The sequence below is a fragment of the Parashewanella spongiae genome (genome assembly GCF_004358345.1).
Classification (GTDB): domain Bacteria; phylum Pseudomonadota; class Gammaproteobacteria; order Enterobacterales; family Shewanellaceae; genus Parashewanella; species Parashewanella spongiae.
Map to the genome: position 1 here is coordinate 1,700,322 of NZ_CP037952.1, position 15,992 is coordinate 1,716,313.

Here is a 15,992-nt window from a genome sequence, read left to right on the forward strand (position 1 = left end):
ATTTCGAAAGGATATAAATGTACAAACATTAGTTGATTTGAAAACTCTGACGCAATAAGTACTGAATATAATTCAGTGCCCGTACAGTTAGTCACTTATAAGATAAGCTATATATTTCAGAAGAATAACCCAAAAAGCTTATGTCCCTAACTTTGAACTCCAGTTTATCCACGCTTTCAGCTTTCTTACCAGAAGTTCATGATGAGCCCACAAAACCAGAATCAGTCCAAGCGAGTCAAAGCGTGAGCGAACCTAGTGAAATATTTGAAAGTATTGACAAGCTGAAAGCCAATGACCGAGTTAAATTAGCAAAAACAATTAGAGGCTCGCGATTTGAAACGGGTCTGGTGACGGATTATAAAATGAATGAAGAACTGGAGTTCTACATTACTAACATACCCGATGATGAATTTGAAACTTTGTTGCCGTTTTTAGAGGGTACAGAAACAGATGAAGAGATTCTTTTCGATGATGCTATTTGTTTTCAATTAATTAACCTTAAAGTGAATCACAAGCCAAAGTTTCTCTTTTCCCCCACATGTACTGAGTTGCCACTGGGTGCGGCGGAAAACGTTGAGGTGGTTGATTTTGAGCTGGATTCACCTAAAAGTGATTCTGATTTTGAAGGCTTCGAAACTTCAGAGTTAATTCGGCCTGATGCCCCACAAATTCTTCCAACTGAAGAACATACTATATCTACAAGTCAACCGATGGAGCAAGTTACTACTTTAGATTTAAGATGCTCTGAGAAAATGGATATATCGTCAGAATCTGATATCGTTGAAAAAGACTCTTGCCCACATACACTAAGCGTTACTGGCGCAACACTTCTCCCTAGCCCTTCATTGGAGGAATCAAAGCCCAATCATCAAAAACAACATCTTACTGAACCCTCTGTAAAAAAAGTAAAAAGAGTAAAAACACCTTCTTTAAGGAGTAAAAAAAAGCATCTCCCAAAGGCAAATTTAAAAACTCATCATCATAAAAAAAGAGTCTCTGATCCCTCTTTAGTAAAAGACTCCCAAAAGAAGAATGAAAAAAAGATAGCATCGAAGACAAAAGCAAGCAGAAAAGTCAGTCCAAGCGGATTACGATTAAAAGGCTTAGCAAAAACCATGTATGATTTAGATAAACCTCAATTTAAAAAGCAGTTTCCCAAAAGTATTTATGAGTTTGTCAATATGTACGGCAAAGACGCAACATATGAAGTTAATTCGCAGATAGAAAAGCAGAAAGGGCTGATACAACGAATCAATTTAGCTTGTAGCCTTCAGAGACGAACTTCTAGTCAGCTAGCTGAAATTGCGACAGGCAGTAGACAGTTCATTCAAGGCATGAAACCAGGGAATAGAAACGTATACAGAAATGTTCGGCTTCTGCAAATCGCTGCCATTGCGCATGAATTAAAAGTGCACCCAATATGGTTACTAAATGGCAACGGAGATATGTACCCTAAAGATGAAACGGTGCTTGGTGAATCTGAGGGGGCAATTAGACTTCAGGATATGCCCAGAGCGCGTGTTTGTCGGTATTTACGAACCCAAGCAGCGGAAGAACTGCCTGAGTCAGTCAGGAGCTTCATTACTCAATATTTGCCTGCTCTTTACCTTAATAAGAATGTTGATATTGATTTTGATCAATTTCTTAATAGATTAGACGAAAAGCTAAAAGAACATGATACAAGCTATAGGAAGGCAGGGTTTAAGATAGACCCAAGAAAACCTCATTTAGTTATCGCAATGAGAAAGGAACCAAGTAAAATTAGTTTGATTGATTTCTGTGCCTTATCAATCGCTTTAAAATGTAACCCATTTTGGTTAGCAGGAAAAACTGATGAGACTCAATACCATGATAAGCACTTCAAAAGCTTTTCAATTGAGGTAATGCAAACCATATTCGAACATTGTGTGTCTCCCATAGATCTGGCTATGTCAGGGTTTTCAATTGACAAAAAATCGTTTTGCCGCCCATTTGAAAGCTCTGCATTATCGGAAGCGAAATCTAGATTTATACAGCAGTTTTCTGGAATGGAGATACTTCCTCAAGCTCAATTGATCAACGGCCGCTATCGATATACTTCAAAAAAGCTTGCCCGCTCAGTTCAAAATTTTATTGATGCAGGTTTACCAACTTACACCTTTAATCGTCAACGCTATAAAGTTGTTTATACAAATATGCTAGACAGTATTAAGCAGGGAAATTCAATTACTCCATTGCAAGTGATAAGCTTATCGAATGCGATGCAATGTACGCCTGCTACTCTTTTATCGGGGAAATACCAACCTAAACCAAGCTATACTAGAGAAGGCTTTGACGCTACTGTAAATACAGTGCGCTATGAAAACACTCTTGCCGTTAGACTAATGAGAGCAGGGCTATTTTCGGAAACTGAATACTCAATAAGTATTAGGTCATTACTGGAATCTCGGCCTTGCCTCGATTTTATTGGACTTAAAGATGATTCAGAAAGAAAAGTGGTTTTAAACAGAATCGATTTTCGCAGTGCCACCCTAGGCTTAACCCGAGATCAAATTTTCAGAATGATATATAACAATCCAAATGTTCGCACATACGATTTTTTAAAAGTGAATATGAACTATGTTCAGCTGTGTGGTTTCGCTCATATCCTAGGAGTCCGTCCTCAGTGGCTGTTAGCAGGTGAAGAACAACAGTGTGATCCAGAACAAACACCCCATATGATTGAAATCACTGAACATGAGGAAGCTCACCATAACTTGTTAAAGCGATTGTCTAAAGAAGAGTTTGAGGACAGTAAAAAAGATCTGCCAACAGAGATATCAATGGAGTTGCAACAATATTACGGCGATCCATCATCTAAACAGCTGATGTTAAATGATGAGGAAGAACGCAATGCTATGTGTAACAGAATGAAGCGAGAGGCGTTAGCACAAAATGTTTCACTAAATTATCTAGGCATTTTTGTAACGGGCTTCGAAAAATCAGTTACAAATCTAGTATCAAAAAGATGCCGCTCAGTTGACCGCCTGGTTTTTACTGCTATTGCATATTCGTTAAACCTGTCGCCTCATTGGTTGAAAACCGGTAATGGTCAACAGTATTTAGAACCCAGTCAACCTTCACTCCTACAGAAAAAGCAAGTAGAGAAGCTAGAAGATATACCAGCAACGCCGCCAAAAGCTTATGAGATCATTGATTCAATAATTGCAGAAAAAAATGATACTAAGATAAGTGATAACTTGAAAACATTATTTTTTACATTTTGTAAAAATAAGTCTGTCATTTCGAACAATAGTCGCCAAGAAGGAAATCAGCTAAAGTTTAAAGATGAAAAGCAACGATTGAATTTTATCAAACGACTGGAGCTTGCGGCAAACGCTCAGGGGCTTGTTGGTGATGATCTTGCTAGAGGTTGTAACAAACCTGGCATTTTAACTAGACTCAAGCATAATAGTACTCGTAACAACGAGAGAAGCTTTGTCAGTTTTTACGAAATTGCTTGTCTATCTCTACTTATCGGCGTTAATCCTGACTGGCTAGCGACTGGAGAAGGGATCATTTCACTGCCGGAGCAAAAGCCTCTTCTAATACGATACCCTTCTTTTTGTAAGGTAACTGAAGCCAGCTCTAAACTTAATAAAGGGCTAAAGAAAAAAAGCCAAGAAAAACTGGAAAGTAACCCAAAAAGACATGCTGGCGAAAAAAGATCACATGAGAGTACAACAACTAGTGCATCGAAACGGAGTAAGCAAGAGCATGATATTCCATTAAACGTTTGAGTCTAAAATTAATGTAGATACAGTGTCTCAAATAGAGTTCGCAGAACTTAATGTATGCTGAAAACTCTCTCGAAAACAGGTGCGTTAACTTAACAAAGGATGGTTTTCTGGTAATTGACGGCTGATCCATAAGATCAATTTATGCTTCATATTTGGTCCATCTTCTTTATCTTTCGCAAGTGCTTGAACAAGCTTATCTTGCACTAATAACCGATAAATACATTCAACCTTATATTTTTCAGATACTCCTGTGTCGAATTTAGCAAAGCCACGTTTTACGGCGTAACCTTCGCCGATTTCCATAGCGAGTTTAAGAAGTTGAGCATCATGCTTTTTTTGCTTCATATTCGACCTTTCAATTTATTCCAATTCGCTATCAATAATGTCTTTTATAGAATGAGGATGCAACTTAATACATACATCTTTTTGCTTTAGCGCGATGGTCGGATTGGCTAATCTTTCATGTGTACCACGTGGACTGCTTAATTTAATTTTGATATCACTATTCGTTGAGTCAGTTAGCTTTAATGTGTTTTTCAGGTTAGGGATAATATCAACAACATCAGCGGTAAAGTGTTCACACTCTGCTGCGTTACTGGGGATCACTATTTCTATATGTTCCCAACCTTCTTGGGGATAGCGTTTTTGGCTAGGGTACGGGAGTTCTACACAAGGAATTATCATTCCACCAAGACTTAAAGGCTCATCGAGTTCGATAATTAAAATTGGGCGACCATTGATGATGTTTTCAGAAATAACAGTGCCTCTTTCCTCAAAAAAGTTTCGATATTCATCAGCCTTAGCCGTGGAGTTTGCTCTCAGGGCTACATGGTCGCACTCAAAAACGTGTTGTTCGATACCTAGGCGCTTAATGAAAGATTGAATTTTTGTTGAGAAGGTTAACCATTCAGTGGTTAATAGTGTTTCGGATTGATGCTTCATATTATAACGATGTCTTTAAATAAAGTGGAAAAGTTATGGCCAAAGTTCTATTGGGGTGCCTGTATCTACTAATTGCCAAATTTCATCCATTTCTGAGTTTGTAACGGCTATGCAGCCATTTGTCCAATTGTAGCGCTGTTGCTCACGAGGTGAAATTGTTGAGTTTGGACTTTGACCATGTATCATGATCTGTCCACCTGGAGATACGTTTAATGCATTAGCCGCTAGAATATCAGCGTCGTTAGGGTAGGAGATATGGATTGCGCGATAAAAGTCACTATCAGATTTTTTATAATCTAATATATAGCGGCCTTGTGGTGTACGCTCATCGCCTTCTTTTATTTTATGGTTTTTAGGGTAGTCACCCATCGCAATATGGTAACTTTTAATAACTTTACCTTTTTTGATAAGTTCAAGAGTTGCTTTACTTTTATAAACAATAACTAAATCAGCCTTAGCTAATACGTCAGCCAAGCTAGAGAAACTCGTAACAAGAAATAAGAAGCACATTGTTGTTAGAAAGATTTTCATTTTTTGAGAAAAATAATCTGCGATTTGTTATTTGAACTCATTATAATAGCTTAGGAAAGTTGCGGAAGAAAGTATACCGATGAGTTCTCGTCACTCCAGTTCAGGCTGGAAACGAAGTAACGACAGTTTTGTATGTCGGTAGTCAAGTGCCTTTGCTTTTTCTATAAAAGTCACTGGATACCACCCTTCGCTGACATGACAAAGATTGGTACTTTCAAAATCGCTAGATCCCTTATTCGTTGATTAAAGGTATATACCCACAATTAACGAAGATGCACAAGGCAGAGCACTTTAATTACTCATGGGTACATACATTATATGGCTGAGACTGATTTAAACGACACACCATTAAAGTTACGATTGAGAGCGGTGATTTTTGGTACGGATACACCAGCGGGTAGATACTTCGACATTACTTTAATTGTCAGTATTGTTATTAGCGTAATGCTTATTTTGCTGGACACTACTGGGTATATTCATCAAGAATATGGCGATCTAATTCAAATAGTAGAGTGGTTTTTTACTATTGTATTCACTGCCGAATACGTATTACGCCTTTATTGCAGTGCAAATTCTTGGTCTTATGCAAGAAGCTTTTATGGTGTAATCGATTTACTTTCCATTCTTCCTAGCTATTTAGTTTTTTTCTTCCCAAGTGCAAATTTCGCCCTTGTTATCCGTGTTTTCAGGCTATTTAGAATTTTTAGAGTGCTCAAGCTGTTGCGTTATCTCAGTGAAGGCAACATGCTACTTAGATCCATGTTGCAATCAGCAAGAAAGGTTTTTATTTTTTTCTTTTCTGTCAGCCTAGTTATTATGGTTCTTGGAGCGGTAATGTATGTCGTTGAGGGGCCAAGTAACGGTTTTACTTCAATACCTAAGTCTATTTATTGGACCATTGTTACTATTACCACCGTTGGTTATGGAGACATTACGCCTCAGACAAATTTAGGGCAGGGTATTGCGGCATTCACTATGCTTTTAGGTTATTCAATTATCGCAATTCCTACAGGAATTTTAACTGCTGAAATTTCACAAGAAATGACCAAGCAACGCGATTTACGCAGTTGCAGTAATTGTGCGAAAACCGGTCACCATTCAGACGCTCACTTCTGCTTAAATTGTGGAACAGAATTGCCTGACGAAATTTAAATTTTAAATTATCTCATCCGTTTTTATGAATACGGTATTTAGTTGTAAAAGGAAAATCATGCCTCAAGCTAAGTTTTTAACTGGCTCAATTATGCGTCACATTTGGGTGATGACTTCAACGGCCACAGTGGGTATATCAGCTTTATTTTTAGTTGATTTACTTGATATTTTTTATCTCAGTTTACTTGGAGAGCAAGAATTAGCGGCGGCGGTAGGTTATGCAGGTACCATTACATTCATGACCACGTCAATCGGTATTGGTTTAGCGATTGCTATGGGAGCTGTTGTATCTAAAGCTATTGGTGCTAAAGAAAAAGAACGCGCCAAAAGGCTATTACTGAATTCGACTGTAGTGACACTTATCACTGGCATCATCGTGGCCATCATTGTGTTTACCTTAATACCTACATTGTTAAGTTTAATTGGTGCAACGGGAAGAACCGCTGAGCTTGCGCAAAGTTACCTTTATATACTCGTCCCATCTATGCCGCTTATTTGTTTAGCTATGGCTTTTGGTGCTGCTTTGAGAGCAGTCGGAGATGCCAAATTATCGATGATGTCAACATTGGCTGGTGGTGGAGTTAACGCGGTATTAGATCCAATTTTGATTTTCAGTTTATCAATGGGCATAGAGGGAGCGGCGGTTGCTTCGGTTTTAGCTCGTGTTGCAGTGGTATTTATTGCTGCTCGCGGTGTGTTTAAAAAACATCAACTTGGCACACAGTTTAACTATCAGCACCTTAAAACTGATCTCAAGCCGATATTTGCCATAGCTGGGCCTGCTATGCTAACTAATGTCGCTACGCCAGCTGGCAATGCGGTAATGACGCGCGCAATTGCAGAATTTGGCGACTCATTTGTTGCTGGGTGGGCTGTTTTAGGAAGAATAGTACCAGTTGCCTTTGCGATAATTTTTGCCTTATCTGGAGCGATTGGGCCAATTGTCGGGCAAAACTTTGGGGCTAAAAAATACGATCGAGTAAAACAAGCCCTTACGAATGCACTTCAATTTACGCTCGCTTATGTAATTGGAATGTCGTTGCTGATTATTTTACTTCAAGATTACATTATTTCAGTTTTTGATTTAACTGGAGATGGCGCTAAATTGGTGGTGTTTTACTGTAAATACATCGCAGTGTTTTTTGTATTTGGTGGTGCTTTATTTGTCGCCAACGCCTGTTTCAACAATCTTGGTAAAGCCAAGTACTCAAGCTTTTTTAATATAGGTAAAGCAACATTAGGCACTATTCCTTTCGTTTATTTCGGAGCTCTCTGGGGTGGAGTGTACGGCGTATTAATTGGTCAGGTTATTGGTAGTGTGATTTTTGGGGTACTGGGAGTTATGGTTGCTTATCGATTAATTGATAATGTACATCAAAGAGAAATGGAAAATAAGAAAGATCAAGAAGAGGATGATTTTGAAAGTCTCACTCCACCAGCGAGTAGTCCATTGTCATCATCCTGCTCTCAAATGGCTTCTTTAAATAAAGACACATCGAGTGAATAAATGAAAACTTTATTCAGCTGCACTTTCTTCTGAAGGTGCAGTTGGTTCATTTTGTGCCTCAGTAGCTGCCATTTCAGCTTCAAGTTTTGCGCGGTCAGCTTTCGAAATATACTTAGATTTACTGTGGTGAACCGTAGTGTTACCACTCTTCACTTTATTTAATTTTGCTTTTGCACGTTTGGCAACCAGTTTGGTTGATTTTTGGCGTCTATTCATTTTATTTCTCAAGCTCTAATTGTGCAATTTTTAAAATTGCGACAATTTCTTCGGTTGTTTTAAATATTCGTAACTCTCTAAACAGCTCTTTAGCCTCAGGGTATTGCCGGTTTAAATAACTAAACCACTGTTTGATCCGCGAGGGCAAATAAGTTGATTTTTGGCCTTTAATTTCGCATTCAGTATAACTAAGCATTAAATCTAAAGTTTGCGACCAAGTAAACGCTAGTTTATCAGTTTTAATTACTTCTGCTAAATTGGGTAATGAAATAGCACCGCGACCGACCATGATATCTGGACACCCTGTTGCTTCTATACAACGCAAAGCATCACTTTTATTCCATATTTCTCCGTTAGCGATAACAGGTAGAGGAAGCTTTGCGTTGATGTCAGCAATATAATCCCAATAAGCGGGAGGTTTGTATCCATCTACTTTACTGCGGGCATGAACGGCGAGCTCGCTGGCTCCGGCATCATTTATCGCGATAGCATTTTCCAAATACATTGACTTATCTTCATACCCCAATCGAATTTTTGCCGTCACTGGGAACTCATCGGGTACTGCTTTTCTTACGGCACTAACAATTTGGTTCACTCGTTGTGGGTCTTTTAATAAAATCGCACCACCATTACTGCGATTTACTATCTTAGCAGGACAACCAAAGTTAAGATCGATTCCAGGTGAACCAAGCTCTACTGCTCGCAAGGCATTATCGGCCATTGCTTGCGGATGTTGACCGAGTAATTGCATTCTTACTGGAGTGCCGGAGAGTGTCTTTCCACCTTGTAGTAATTCAGGGCATGTTTTTAAGAACACTTTTTCCGGGAGTAAGCAGTCAACAACCCGAACAAACTCAGTGACAATTAAGTCATAAGGATTGATCGATGATAATATTTCACGCATTAATCCATCAACAACGCCTTCCATCGGGGCTAGAATTACACGCACAAAGTGGCCTTTAATGATCAGCTATAAATAAGGCGCGGAATTGTACCTGTTTGGGATAAAAGGTGTAAGAGCTCGACTTCAGATAAATGAGTTTAAATTCTCTTTGATATTATTGTTGTTGACAAATATGGTTATCTGAAAATATTAAGTTATCGATATAGAGCTTATAAAACAGAGTTGATTTAATGAATTAAGACGGATTTATTTGAATATTAAGTTGAGAAGATTTTTCTTAATTCATGAAAATTAATGTTTCTTATAACTGATACCAATTACAGTAATTAATCTCTTACTCAGCAAGAGATAAAGGTTTTCAGTACAAGGCGCATGTTCGAAGTACTATATTCCCAACGGCCGCCATACAAAGCTGGCGTTCAACGCACTTGGTGCTTTTGTCGGGATAATTCAAGAACGTGCAACGCAGTAATGGAAACCTTTAGCCTTGCCCTTCGGGAGCTTGTATGTGCAAAAATTATTTCACAAAATTATCTCAACGTAGATAACTATGTTTTCACTAATTTCGTTTGTACTTTGTGCGCATACATAGCTCTGAGTTGAGCATTTAATTACTGTAATTGGTATGAGGCTTTAACATATAAAGTTTTTTGGTAGGCACGCTATCTTAGTGATTATTATTGATTTTATTTTTGATTTTTAGTTCAAATTGGCGTAATTTTTTAGACGTATTAAAAAAAAACGTCCATAATGATGAAATATAATTTATGACCTCAGGGTCTTATTAAGCAAGACTGACAAATACCTTTTGGTATCCTAAGTTAAACGATTAAATGTTAAAGAGGGAAGACAAAATGAATACGATTAAGAAAACTACCGTTGCTGTTGCGTTAGGTACCGTTGTAATGGGTTCTGCTTTTGCTGCTCAAGCAAGTTCATTTGGTTTCGAAGAAATGAAAGCAGGTTACCAGTTAGTTGGTGACGAAGGCAAGTGCGGTGAAGGAAAATGTGGCGGCGACAAAGCTAAAGGTAAAGAAGGCAAGTGCGGTGAAGGCAAATGTGGCGGCGACAGCGCTAAGAAAGCACACGAAGGTAAGTGTGGTGAAGGTAAGTGTGGCGGCGACAAAGCTAAAGGTAAAGAAGGCAAGTGCGGCGAAGGCAAATGTGGCGGCGACAGCGCTAAGAAAGCACACGAAGGTAAGTGTGGTGAAGGTAAATGCGGCGGCGACAAAGCTAAGAAAGAAGGTAAGTGCGGCGAAGGTAAATGTGGCGGCGATAAAGCTAAGAAAGAAGGTAAATGTGGCGAAGGTAAGTGTGGCGGTTCTAAGTAATCACCTAGCTTAATCGCTCACAAACTAGGCCAGCTTTTGCTGGCCTTATTTTTTACTATTGTTGTACTATTTCGAATAGATTTTTTCCTTAATCCTAAATAGAACGGTTGGGAGCGTTCATATACGCAGAAAAAATTACTGATAGCAAGGCATGAATAGCAGCAAGTAGTGGTTACCGACATACAAAACTGTCGTTACTTCGTTTCTACTTGCAAAATTTATAACGCAGCTAGCGGTGATTTTGGCAAGTATATGAATGCTCAGCACTCACCTGATGGGTGAATTCGGGTTGTTTAATCTTGTATTTAACTTCAATAGATTAAAGTTAAATTGTGCGTTCAACCGATTTATTTAGGTTAATGTCTATTCGAAAGAAAAAACAAACCAATAGAGGTAGTATCATGGTGAAAACAAATAACTTGGTTGGTTTAGGCTTACGCCGTGAGATGCTGGACGAATTTTGTACTAAGGTTCCAGATCAAATTAATTTTTTTGAAGTAGCGCCTGAAAACTGGATGACATTCGGTGGTAAGTTTGGCCGCCAATTTAGAGAGTTAACCGAAAAACATAAATTCTTTTGCCATGGCTTGTCATTGTCTATCGGCAGTCCTGAAGCGCTTGATATAGAATTTGTTAAACAAGTGAAGTCCTTTATGGATTTGCATAATATTGATACCTATTCAGAACATTTGAGTTACTGTTCAGGCAAAGGACACATGTATGACTTAATGCCAATTCCATTTACCGAAGAAGCGGTACATCACGTTGCAGCAAGAGTAAAACAAGTTGAAGATATTATTGAACGACCATTTATTTTAGAAAATGTTTCTTTTTATGCAGCACCCGGCGCACAAATGGATGAGCTCGAGTTTGTAAATGCAGTTTTGGACGAAGCTGATTGTAAGTTATTGTTAGATGTAAATAATATTTATGTTAATTCAATCAATCACGGCTACGATGCAAAAGAGTTTTTGCGAGAAATGCCTACTCAGCGAATCGAGTACATTCATGTAGCAGGTCATTACGAAGAAGATGTTGATTTAATCGTGGATACGCACGGTGCTGATATTGTTGAACCAGTATGGAAATTACTTCGAGACTGTTACGAAATACACGGTGTTCATCCTACTTTACTTGAAAGAGATTTTAACATCCCGTCGACAGACGAATTATTGGTGGAAATTAATCAAATTCATGCCATGCAAAATGTACAACTTGATCACAATAAGAGGAGTGCATAATGTCTTTTGTCGATATTCAAAATGAGTTTATGGATTATATTAAAGATCCATCATTGCCTTTGCCAAGTAGTATGCCTTTAAAGCGTATGACAGTATACAGAGAGTTATTTTTCAATAATGTAAAAGGCTTTGTTTCGAACTCGTTTCCAGTGCTTGAGAGCTTATATGAAGAAGATGTTTGGGTTGAATTGATCCAGAAATTCTTTGTTACACATGATTGTCACTCGCCAATATTTATTGAGATAGCTCAAGAATTTTTACTTTTCTTACAAAATGAATATGAACTGACTGAAGATGATCCTATTTTCATGTTGGAATTGGCGCATTACGAATGGCTTGAATTAGTTGTTTCAGTTGCTAGAGCTACCCGTGAATTAACATCAATAACACCTAATGATGTTACAGAGAAAACACTGTGCCTATCTGACTCAACTAGAGTGGCTCAGTATTCGTTTGACGTACAACATATTAGTATTGATTATCAACCAACAGAGCCATTAGAAACTCCGGAATTTTTCTGTGTATTTTTAGATACAGATGAAGAAGTCAGCTTTCTCAAACTGACTCCGCTCTCAGCTCAAGTGTTGTCGTACATTGAACAAGCTGAAAAAGTAAAATTTATTGAAATAACTCAGTGGTTGGAGCAAATGTATCCGCAAATGGAGCCTGCTGCGATTCAACAAGGCTGTTTACAATTACTTTCACAAATGGTTGAAAAAAATATTGTTTTAACTCCCGCCGAATAAACCTTTTCGGTCACTATAAATTTAAGAGGTATTTTTATGAAAAATACCTCTGCTTTATGCCGCATTCCCGCTACAATAGCCGCTTTTTTGTGACTATGCTCACATTCTAATAATTATATTGCTACAGGATTAATCATGAGTCAGCCGTTTAAAGACGTATTTAATATTTACCACTTTCTTGGATTTCTTTTCGTGTTGCTTATTCCAACACTACCAGCCTCACTATCTTGGTTAAAACATGCTGGCTTAATTTGATTCTTTTTTATTGTCAAAAAGGCTCCAGGCGGAGCCTTTCACGTTTACTATACCGATTTATCTGAATAACCTTCTTGATGTACATCAAACATTGCACGACCAGATGGATCAGCATTTTCAGCAAACTTTTTATCCCATGCTAAGGCTTCTGGTGTGGAACAAGCGACTGATTTACCACCAGGTACACACTTAATTGCGGAATCGAGTGGGAACAGCTCTTCAAAAATAGATCGATAATAATAGCCTTCCTTAGTGTCGGGCGTATTATGCGGGAAGCGGAATTCAGCACTTTTCATCATTTGATCAGTGATTGATGATTCAGCCACTTCAACTAATGAGTCTATCCAGTTATAACCTACACCATCCGAAAATTGTTCTTTTTGTCGCCACAGCACTTCATCAGGTAAATATCCCTCGAATGCTTCACGTAATATATGTTTTTCCATTTTACCGTTGCCGCACATTTTCATTTCAGGGTTTATGGACATGGCAACATCGATAAATGCTTTATCTAAAAAAGGTACTCTGGCTTCAACGCCCCATGCTGACATAGCTTTATTGGCTCTTGCGCAATCAAACATGTGTAAACGGTTAAGTTTTCGAATGGTTTCTTCATGAAACTCTTTGGCATTTGGTGCTTTATGGAAATATAAATATCCACCAAAAATCTCGTCAGCGCCTTCACCAGACAATACCATTTTAATACCCATTGCCTTTATTTTTCTCGCCATTAGGTACATGGGGGTTGACGCTCTTATGGTCGTAACATCGTAGGTCTCAAGGTGGAAAATCACACTTTTGATTGCATCGATGCCTTCCTGAACTGTGAAATGGATCTCGTGATGTACTGTACCTATAAATTCTGAAACTTTTTTCGCCGCTACTAAATCGGGCGATCCTTTTAACCCAACGGCAAAAGAATGTAGTTGAGGCCACCAAGCGTTAGATTGGCCGTTATCTTCAATACGTTTTTGAGAATACTTTTGAGCGATAGCTGAAATAACTGAAGAATCAAGACCACCAGATAATAAAACACCATAAGGGACATCAGACATCATATGAGATTTTACCGAGTCTGACAGAGCATCATGTATTTGTTTCGCTGTACCAGAATTACCTTTAACGGTATCATACTTTACCCAATCTCTTTTATAGTAGGGTACGAATTTACCATCAAGGCTACTAAAGTAATGTCCCGGAGGAAATTCGTTTACGGTTCTACACACAGACACTAGCGCTTTCATCTCCGATGCGACAAAAAGCTGACCGTTCGTGTCATGACCGTAATATAGTGGAATAATACCAAGATGATCTCTAGCAACTAAATAGCTATTATTGGTTTCATCAAATAGGATAAAGGCAAACATACCTTGTAGTTTATCGATAAAGTTAAGCCCATCTTGTTGGTATAACGCTAAAATAACTTCACAATCAGATTGAGTTTGAAACGAATAATCGATATTCAAACTTTCTTGCAAAGCTTTATGGTTATAAATTTCTCCATTGACGGCGAGTATATTGGTTCGATTATAATTAAAGAGTGGTTGAGAGCCGTTATCTAAATCAACAATTGCTAATCGCTCATGAACTAATATTGCATTGTCATTACACCAGATACCTGACCAATCAGGGCCGCGATGACGCAATAAGCTCGAAAGCTCAAGTGCTTTTGGTCGTAGTTTGCTTACATCCGTTGATATGTCTAAAATCCCAAAAATCGAACACATAGGTGGCACACTCCTAAAAAAGTTATTTCATTTACATTCTATTGTCACAATCTGGCGCTCAGTGAGAAGGGGAACATTTTAAAAGTGTCATAAACTTACATTTATGCCAAGTAATTTTTATAATTTAAACCCTTAAGGCATTAAACTTCATTAAAATGGTAAAAGTTGGTGTTTTAAAAAATAGATTTTGCCAAAGTAGTCACCAAACCAATTAAGTAATATGTTTATGGATTCTCTTTTATCACAGATTTATGCTGATGTTCTCCCTTTAGTCGGACAAGGCAAAGTTGCAGATTATATCCCCGCTTTATCTAAGGTGGAGGCTAATCAATTCGGAATTGCAATATGCAGTAATGATGGAGAGATATTTAGTATCGGTGATGCCGATGTGCCTTTTTCAATTCAAAGTATCTCTAAAGTGTTTAATCTTGTACTTGCTATGGAATATTATGGTGATGCCATCTGGGAAAAGGTAGGTCGAGAACCTTCAGGGTTACCATTCAACTCAATGGCTCAACTAGAATATGAACAAGGCATTCCCCGTAATCCATTTATCAATGCTGGCGCGCTTGTGATCAGTGACATGAACCAGTCAAAGTTTGCGACACCAAATATTGCAGTTCGAGAATTTGTAAAAAAACTATCAGGCAACCCATCGATACAAATTGATAGGATTGTTGCTGATTCAGAATACGATCATCGGTCGCGTAACGCGGCCATGGCCTATTTGATGAAATCATTTAATAACTTTGATAATGAAGTAGAGAAAGTATTGCGTAATTACTTTTGTAACTGTGCTTTAACCATGTCGTGCGTTGATCTTGCCAAGTCGATTAATTTCTTAGCCAATAAAGGCTACAGCCAACTGATGGATACGCAAGTATTGACCCCAAATGAAACGAGGCAAGTCAACGCGTTAATGGCAACAAGTGGTTTGTATGACGAAGCGGGCAGTTTTGCATTTCGAGTAGGTTTACCCGGAAAAAGCGGTGTTGGTGGAGGTATTATTGCTATCGTTCCTGGGCGATTTTCGGTTTGTGTGTGGTCGCCTGCACTAAATAGTGTCGGCAATTCTTTGGCAGGAGCCGCTGCACTTGAGTCGATGACTAAGCATATTGGTTGGTCAGTGTATTAGGGTCTGTTGATCTTTCGTGATTGTTTTTGCAGCGATAAATTGGTTGTTTTATGCAAGGCAGAGTTTGTGAGGTTTGGTTATTATCGACATACAAAACTGTCGTTACTTCGTTTCCAAAATAAGAAAACGATAACGCAGCACCTTTGATTTAGAAAGAGCGACCAATTTACGCTGTCTTCGATGCTTTTGAGCATTCACTGTTCTGTGTTGTGACCAGCTCACATAGATGGCTAAGGGATGTCGCAGTTCAAATAATACCAATTTAAATTTCAACGCTTAATTTGTCATACCTGCGAACGCAGGTATCCAGCGACTTGTGCCCAAATTAACCAAAGACTCTGGACTCCTGCGTTCGCAGGAGTGACGATAAAATTGGTATACATTCTTCCGCCACGTCCCTAAGCATCACTGCTCACGCCTTGAACAGATAAATGCTCAAATAGCACAAAATTTAATCCTGAAAGATCAACAGACCCTAATACCTTAAATGCTCAACTCAGAGCTATGTATGCGCACAAAGTACAAACGAAATTGGTGAAAACAGAGT

Annotated in this window: 13 protein-coding genes; 7 read left to right on the forward strand and 6 right to left on the reverse strand. The window is 38.4% G+C overall.

Annotated features, from left to right (window positions below; all coding sequences use genetic code 11):
* Window positions 1–242: 242 nt before the first annotated feature.
* Window positions 243–3,758 carry a hypothetical protein gene (locus E2I05_RS06575; RefSeq protein ID WP_218939898.1) on the forward strand — a complete coding sequence of 1,172 codons (3,516 nt, stop codon included), beginning with the start codon at window positions 243–245 and terminating at the stop codon, window positions 3,756–3,758.
* A gap of 84 nt (window positions 3,759–3,842) precedes the next feature.
* On the opposite strand, the gene E2I05_RS22205 is transcribed toward E2I05_RS06575, so the two are convergent.
* Genes E2I05_RS22205 through E2I05_RS06585 form a run of 3 tightly spaced genes read right to left on the reverse strand, consistent with a single transcriptional unit; the run spans window position 3,843 to window position 5,231 of the window.
* Entirely contained in the window at window positions 3,843–4,103 is a 261-nt protein-coding gene (locus E2I05_RS22205; RefSeq protein ID WP_121852310.1) for a DUF5062 family protein, read from the reverse strand.
* Between the two features lie 15 nt (window positions 4,104–4,118).
* Window positions 4,119–4,700, reverse strand: a complete 582-nt coding sequence (locus E2I05_RS06580; RefSeq protein ID WP_121852309.1) for a VOC family protein — start codon at window positions 4,698–4,700, stop codon at window positions 4,119–4,121.
* A gap of 33 nt (window positions 4,701–4,733) precedes the next feature.
* Complete coding sequence (locus tag E2I05_RS06585; RefSeq protein WP_121852308.1) at window positions 4,734–5,231, reverse strand: L,D-transpeptidase family protein; 498 nt, start codon at window positions 5,229–5,231, stop codon at window positions 4,734–4,736.
* A gap of 318 nt (window positions 5,232–5,549) precedes the next feature.
* Between E2I05_RS06585 and E2I05_RS06590 the strand changes: the two genes are divergently transcribed.
* Both E2I05_RS06590 and E2I05_RS06595 read left to right on the forward strand, forming a co-directional pair.
* The gene (locus E2I05_RS06590) at window positions 5,550–6,383 is read left to right on the forward strand and encodes an ion transporter (RefSeq protein WP_121852307.1); all 834 of its coding nucleotides are present in this window, start codon (window positions 5,550–5,552) and stop codon (window positions 6,381–6,383) included.
* A 58-nt stretch (window positions 6,384–6,441) separates the two neighbouring features.
* A complete protein-coding gene (locus tag E2I05_RS06595) occupies window positions 6,442–7,890 on the forward strand; it encodes an MATE family efflux transporter (RefSeq protein ID WP_121852306.1) in 1,449 nt (482 codons plus the stop codon).
* A 9-nt stretch (window positions 7,891–7,899) separates the two neighbouring features.
* Here the strand turns inward: E2I05_RS06595 and E2I05_RS06600 are convergent, their stop codons facing one another.
* Both E2I05_RS06600 and E2I05_RS06605 read right to left on the reverse strand, forming a co-directional pair.
* Window positions 7,900–8,106 (reverse strand): DUF2986 domain-containing protein, encoded by a 207-nt coding sequence (locus E2I05_RS06600; protein WP_121852305.1) that lies wholly within the window; start codon window positions 8,104–8,106, stop codon window positions 7,900–7,902.
* Window position 8,107: 1 nt separating this feature from the next.
* The gene (locus E2I05_RS06605; protein WP_121852304.1) at window positions 8,108–9,055 is read right to left on the reverse strand and encodes a tRNA-dihydrouridine synthase; all 948 of its coding nucleotides are present in this window, start codon (window positions 9,053–9,055) and stop codon (window positions 8,108–8,110) included.
* Between the two features lie 809 nt (window positions 9,056–9,864).
* Between E2I05_RS06605 and E2I05_RS06610 the strand changes: the two genes are divergently transcribed.
* From E2I05_RS06610 to E2I05_RS06620, 3 genes are all read left to right on the forward strand, one after another.
* On the forward strand, window positions 9,865–10,341 hold the full coding sequence (locus E2I05_RS06610; protein ID WP_121852303.1) for an HvfA family oxazolone/thioamide-modified RiPP metallophore: 477 nt from the start codon (window positions 9,865–9,867) through the stop codon (window positions 10,339–10,341).
* 401 nt (window positions 10,342–10,742) lie between these two features.
* On the forward strand, window positions 10,743–11,582 hold the full coding sequence (locus tag E2I05_RS06615) for an HvfB family MNIO-type RiPP peptide maturase (protein WP_121852302.1): 840 nt from the start codon (window positions 10,743–10,745) through the stop codon (window positions 11,580–11,582).
* A complete protein-coding gene (locus E2I05_RS06620; protein WP_121852301.1) occupies window positions 11,582–12,328 on the forward strand; it encodes an HvfC family RiPP maturation protein in 747 nt (248 codons plus the stop codon). Before E2I05_RS06615 ends, E2I05_RS06620 begins: the two co-directional genes overlap by 1 nt.
* 302 nt (window positions 12,329–12,630) lie before the next feature.
* On the opposite strand, the gene asnB is transcribed toward E2I05_RS06620, so the two are convergent.
* Complete coding sequence (gene asnB, locus E2I05_RS06625; RefSeq protein ID WP_121852300.1) at window positions 12,631–14,310, reverse strand: asparagine synthase B; 1,680 nt, start codon at window positions 14,308–14,310, stop codon at window positions 12,631–12,633.
* A 226-nt stretch (window positions 14,311–14,536) separates the two neighbouring features.
* Between asnB and glsB the strand changes: the two genes are divergently transcribed.
* The gene (glsB, locus tag E2I05_RS06630) at window positions 14,537–15,445 is read left to right on the forward strand and encodes a glutaminase B (protein WP_121852299.1); all 909 of its coding nucleotides are present in this window, start codon (window positions 14,537–14,539) and stop codon (window positions 15,443–15,445) included.
* Window positions 15,446–15,992: the final 547 nt, after the last annotated feature.